Source organism: Modestobacter versicolor, from assembly GCF_041028285.1.
In the GTDB taxonomy this organism is placed as follows: domain Bacteria; phylum Actinomycetota; class Actinomycetes; order Mycobacteriales; family Geodermatophilaceae; genus Modestobacter; species Modestobacter versicolor_A.
Map to the genome: position 1 here is coordinate 1 of NZ_JABGDB010000014.1, position 5,598 is coordinate 5,598.

The following is a 5,598-nucleotide window of genomic DNA, read 5'->3' on the forward strand; positions in this document are numbered from 1 at the left end:
GCGCGTCCGCTCCTTGAGAACTCAACAGCGTGCCGAAAGTCAGTGCCAAGTAACAATTCCCCTTGGCCTGGGTCTTTGTTGGTCCAGGTCTTTGGGTTCCTTTGGTTGATTGAACGAGAGTGCCAACTCTCGGTCTCAGCTGCGATCAAATCATCTACGGAGAGTTTGATCCTGGCTCAGGACGAACGCTGGCGGCGTGCTTAACACATGCAAGTCGAGCGAGGCCCTCCTTCGGGGGGTGCCCTAGCGGCGAACGGGTGAGTAACACGTGGGCAACCTGCCCTCAGCTCTGGGATAACTCCAAGAAATTGGTGCTAATACCGGATGTGACCGCTGACCGCATGGTCTGGTGGTGGAAAGATTCATCGGCTGAGGATGGGCCCGCGGCCTATCAGCTTGTTGGTGGGGTCACGGCCCACCAAGGCGACGACGGGTAGCCGGCCTGAGAGGGTGACCGGCCACACTGGGACTGAGACACGGCCCAGACTCCTACGGGAGGCAGCAGTGGGGAATATTGCGCAATGGGCGAAAGCCTGACGCAGCGACGCCGCGTGAGGGATGACGGCCTTCGGGTTGTAAACCTCTTTCAGTAGGGACGAAGCGAAAGTGACGGTACCTACAGAAGAAGCACCGGCCAACTACGTGCCAGCAGCCGCGGTAATACGTAGGGTGCAAGCGTTGTCCGGAATTATTGGGCGTAAAGAGCTCGTAGGCGGTCTGTCGCGTCGGCTGTGAAAACCCGAGGCTCAACCTCGGGCCTGCAGTCGATACGGGCAAACTAGAGTACTGCAGGGGAGACTGGAATTCCTGGTGTAGCGGTGAAATGCGCAGATATCAGGAGGAACACCGGTGGCGAAGGCGGGTCTCTGGGCAGTAACTGACGCTGAGGAGCGAAAGCGTGGGGAGCGAACAGGATTAGATACCCTGGTAGTCCACGCCGTAAACGTTGGGCGCTAGGTGTGGGGGCCATTCCACGGTCTCCGTGCCGCAGCTAACGCATTAAGCGCCCCGCCTGGGGAGTACGGCCGCAAGGCTAAAACTCAAAGGAATTGACGGGGGCCCGCACAAGCGGCGGAGCATGTTGCTTAATTCGATGCAACGCGAAGAACCTTACCTAGGCTTGACATGCACGGAAATCTGTCAGAGATGGCAGGTCCTTTAAAGGGTCGTGCACAGGTGGTGCATGGTTGTCGTCAGCTCGTGTCGTGAGATGTTGGGTTAAGTCCCGCAACGAGCGCAACCCTCGTTCTATGTTGCCAGCACGTGATGGTGGGGACTCATAGGAGACTGCCGGGGTCAACTCGGAGGAAGGTGGGGATGACGTCAAATCATCATGCCCCTTATGTCTAGGGCTGCAAACATGCTACAATGGCCGGTACAAAGGGCTGCGATACCGCGAGGTGGAGCGAATCCCAAAAAGCCGGTCTCAGTTCGGATTGGGGTCTGCAACTCGACCCCATGAAGTTGGAGTCGCTAGTAATCGCAGATCAGCAACGCTGCGGTGAATACGTTCCCGGGCCTTGTACACACCGCCCGTCACGTCACGAAAGTCGGTAACGCCCGAAGCCGGTGGCCCAACCCCTTGTGGGAGGGAGCCGTCGAAGGCGGGATCGGCGATTGGGACGAAGTCGTAACAAGGTAGCCGTACCGGAAGGTGCGGCTGGATCACCTCCTTTCTAAGGAGCACTGGCCGCTTTCTTGCAGGTTCGTCCTGTGGAAGTGGTCCAGAGCCGTGCACCGACCGTGATCGATGTTCCATTCTGGGATGTCGGCGGGTGTTGGTGGCGGAGCTCGAGGGTGGAACGCTGACCAGTTCGGCTGGTGACCTGGTGTCGCTGCTAGTACGTCCCCGTGTCTTTGGATGCGGTGGTCTGGAACGTGGTGGTGGGTGGGTTGCTGGTTGTAGGCACGCTGTTGGGTCCTGAGGGAACGGGCCGGTCCTGGGAACGGGGTCGGGTGGTTGTCTCTGAGGGCTCCATGCTCGTCGTACCGCTCGAACGCTGCCCGTAGGGGTGGGGTTGGGGGTCTGGCGGTGGGGGATGTGGGGTCACTTTCCGTACTTTGAGAACTGCACAGTGGACGCGAGCATCTATTTATCTTGTAGGTATGTATCTGGACGCCCGCGCTGATCCAGGACGGTCCTGATCCTCCAGAAGGTGTGGTGGGGTTGGGGTTTTGTCGTGGGTGGGCGTGGGTGTTTGTGTGGCCAAGTTGTTAAGGGCACACGGTGGATGCCTGGGCACCAGGAGCCGATGAAGGACGTAGGAGGCTGCGATAAGCCTCGGGGAGCTGTCAACCGAGCGTTGATCCGAGGATTTCCGAATGGGGGAACCCCGCACCAGTCATGTGGTGTGACCCGCGCCTGAACACATAGGGCGTGTGGAGGGAACGTGGGGAAGTGAAACATCTCAGTACCCACAGGAAGAGAAAACAACCGTGATTCCGTGAGTAGTGGCGAGCGAAAGCGGATGAGGCTAAACCGATCGCATGTCAAGCCGGCAGGCGTTGTGTGGTCGGGGTCGTGGGACGATTCAGTGCCTTCTGCCGAGGGTGCAGGGAGTCAGAAAGTCTTGTGTTAGTGGAAGGCCTCTGGAAGGGGTCGCCGTAGAGGGTGAGAGCCCCGTACACGAAAACACATGGCCTCCCGAGTTGTATCCCAAGTAGCACCGAGCCCGTGAAATTCGGTGTGAATCTGGCGGGACCACCCGCTAAGCCTAAATACTCCCTGGTGACCGATAGCGGACAAGTACCGTGAGGGAAAGGTGAAAAGTACCCCGGGAGGGGAGTGAAATAGTACCTGAAACCGTGTGCCTACAAGCCGTGAGAGCCTTATGCGCGTTTACGCGTGGGGGTGATTGCGTGCCTTTTGAAGAATGAGCCTGCGAGTTAGCGGTACGTGGCGAGGTTAACCCGTGTGGGGTAGCCGTAGCGAAAGCGAGTCCGAACAGGGCGGCACAGTCGCGTGCTCTAGACCCGAAGCCGAGTGATCTACCCATGGCCAGGTTGAAGCGCGGGTAAGACCGCGTGGAGGACCGAACCCACTTCAGTTGAAAATGGAGGGGATGAGCTGTGGGTAGGGGTGAAAGGCCAATCAAACTCGGTGATAGCTGGTTCTCCCCGAAATGCATTTAGGTGCAGCGTCACGTGTTTCTTGCCGGAGGTAGAGCACTGGATGGTCTAGGGGCCCCACAAGGTTACTGAAATCAACCAAACTCCGAATGCCGGTAAGTGAGAGCGTGGCAGTGAGACTGCGGGCGATAAGGTTCGTAGTCGAGAGGGAAACAGCCCAGATCATCAGCTAAGGCCCCTAAGCGTGTGCTAAGTGGAAAAGGATGTGGGATTGCCGTGACAACCAGGAGGTTGGCTTAGAAGCAGCCACCCTTGAAAGAGTGCGTAATAGCTCACTGGTCAAGTGGTTCCGCGCCGACAATGTAGCGGGGCTCAAGCACACCGCCGAAGCTGTGGCATTTCCATGAACCCGTCCGTGCCCTTGGGGTGCGGGCCAGGTGTGGGGATGGGTAGGGGAGCGTCGTGTGGCGATTGAAGCGGCGGAGTGATCCAGCCGTGGACGCCACACGAGTGAGAATGCAGGCATGAGTAGCGAAAGGGGAGTGAGAAACTCCCCCGCCGGATGACCAAGGGTTCCTGGGCCAGGCTAATCCGCCCAGGGTGAGTCGGGACCTAAGGCGAGGCCGACAGGCGTAGTCGATGGACAACGGGTTGATATTCCCGTACCCGCGAAAGAACGCCCATGCTGAACCCAGCGATACTAACCGCCTGAAGCCGGTGACTGACCTTCGGGTCTGATCTGGTGGAACGCGGGACCTGGACTGGTAGTAGGCAAGCGATGGGGTGACGCAGGAAGGTAGTCCTACCGGTGAGTGGTAGTACCGGGGCAAGGGTGTGGCCCGCGATGTAGGTAAATCCGCATCGCATACAGGGTGAGACCTGACGCATAGCCGAATGAGGCGAATTGGATGATCCTATGCTGCCGAGAAAAGCCTCTAGCGAGTTCTTAGCGGCCCGTACCCCAAACCAACTCAGGTGGTCAGGTAGAGAATACCAAGGCGATCGAGCGAACTGTGGTTAAGGAACTCGGCAAAATGCCCCCGTAACTTCGGGAGAAGGGGGGCCATTCATCGTGAACACCCTTGCGGTGGGCAGCGGTGGGTGGCCGCAGAGACCAGTGAGAAGCGACTGTTTACTAAAAACACAGGTCCGTGCGAAGTCGAAAGACGATGTATACGGACTGACGCCTGCCCGGTGCTGGAACGTTAAGGGGACGGGTTAGTCCTTCGGGGCGAAGCTCAGAACTCAAGCGCCAGTAAACGGCGGTGGTAACTATAACCATCCTAAGGTAGCGAAATTCCTTGTCGGGTAAGTTCCGACCTGCACGAATGGCGTAACGACTTCTCAGCTGTCTCAACCACAGGCTCGGCGAAATTGCACTACGAGTAAAGATGCTCGTTACGCGCGGCAGGACGGAAAGACCCCGGGACCTTCACTATAGCTTGATATTGGTGTTCGGTTCGGCTTGTGTAGGATAGGTGGGAGACTGTGAAGCGGGCACGCCAGTGTTCGTGGAGTCATCGTTGAAATACCACTCTGGTCGAATTGGATGTCTAACCTCGGTCCGTGATCCGGATCAGGGACAGTGTCAGGTGGGTAGTTTAACTGGGGCGGTTGCCTCCCAAAATGTAACGGAGGCGCCCAAAGGTTCCCTCAGCCTGGTTGGCAATCAGGTGTCGAGTGCAAGTGCACAAGGGAGCTTGACTGCGAGACTGACGGGTCGAGCAGGAGCGAAAGCTGGGACTAGTGACCCGGCACCGGCATGTGGAAGCGGTGTCGCTCAACGGATAAAAGGTACCCCGGGGATAACAGGCTGATCTTCCCCAAGAGTCCATATCGACGGGATGGTTTGGCACCTCGATGTCGGCTCGTCGCATCCTGGGGCTGGAGTAGGTCCCAAGGGTTGGGCTGTTCGCCCATTAAAGCGGTACGCGAGCTGGGTTTAGAACGTCGTGAGACAGTTCGGTCCCTATCCGCCGCGCGCGTAAGAGACTTGAGAAGAGCTGTCCCTAGTACGAGAGGACCGGGACGGACGAACCTCTGGTGTGCCAGTTGTTCCGCCAGGAGCACTGCTGGTTGGCTACGTTCGGCAGGGATAACCGCTGAAAGCATCTAAGCGGGAAGCTCGCTTCAAGATGAGGTCTCTCACCGGGTCAACCGGGTAAGGCCCCCGCCCAGACCAGCGGGTTGATAGGCCGGAGGTGGAAGCGCAGCAATGCGTGGAGCTGACCGGTACTAATAGGCCGAGGGCTTGACCACACATCATCCAGCTACATGTGTGAATAGATGTCTCGCGTCCACTGTGTGGTTCTGAACGTACGGAACCCACCCCCACCACCACCCCACACGCTCGTGCGTGTGCGCGGTTGGTGAGTTGTCGGGGGTGGGGGACAAGTTCACAGTGTTACGGCGGTCATGGCGAAAGGGAAACGCCCGGTCTCATTCCGAACCCGGAAGCTAAGCCTTTCAGCGCCGATGGTACTGCCCGGGGGACCGGGTGGGAGAGTAGGACGCCGCCGGACATAACTC

The 5,598-nt window shown here is 58.4% G+C and carries 3 rRNA genes; all 3 read left to right on the top strand.

Annotation, left to right across the window (positions count from 1 at the left end):
• The first annotated feature begins 153 nt into the window (after positions 1-153).
• Positions 154-1,676: ribosomal RNA gene (locus HL054_RS22020) — 16S ribosomal RNA — on the top strand.
• Between the two features lie 528 nt (positions 1,677-2,204).
• Positions 2,205-5,328, top strand: a 23S ribosomal RNA gene (locus HL054_RS22025).
• Between the two features lie 146 nt (positions 5,329-5,474).
• Positions 5,475-5,591 (top strand): 5S ribosomal RNA (gene rrf / locus HL054_RS22030).
• Together the 16S, 23S and 5S rRNA genes form the textbook arrangement of a ribosomal RNA operon.
• The last annotated feature ends 7 nt before the right edge of the window (positions 5,592-5,598 follow it).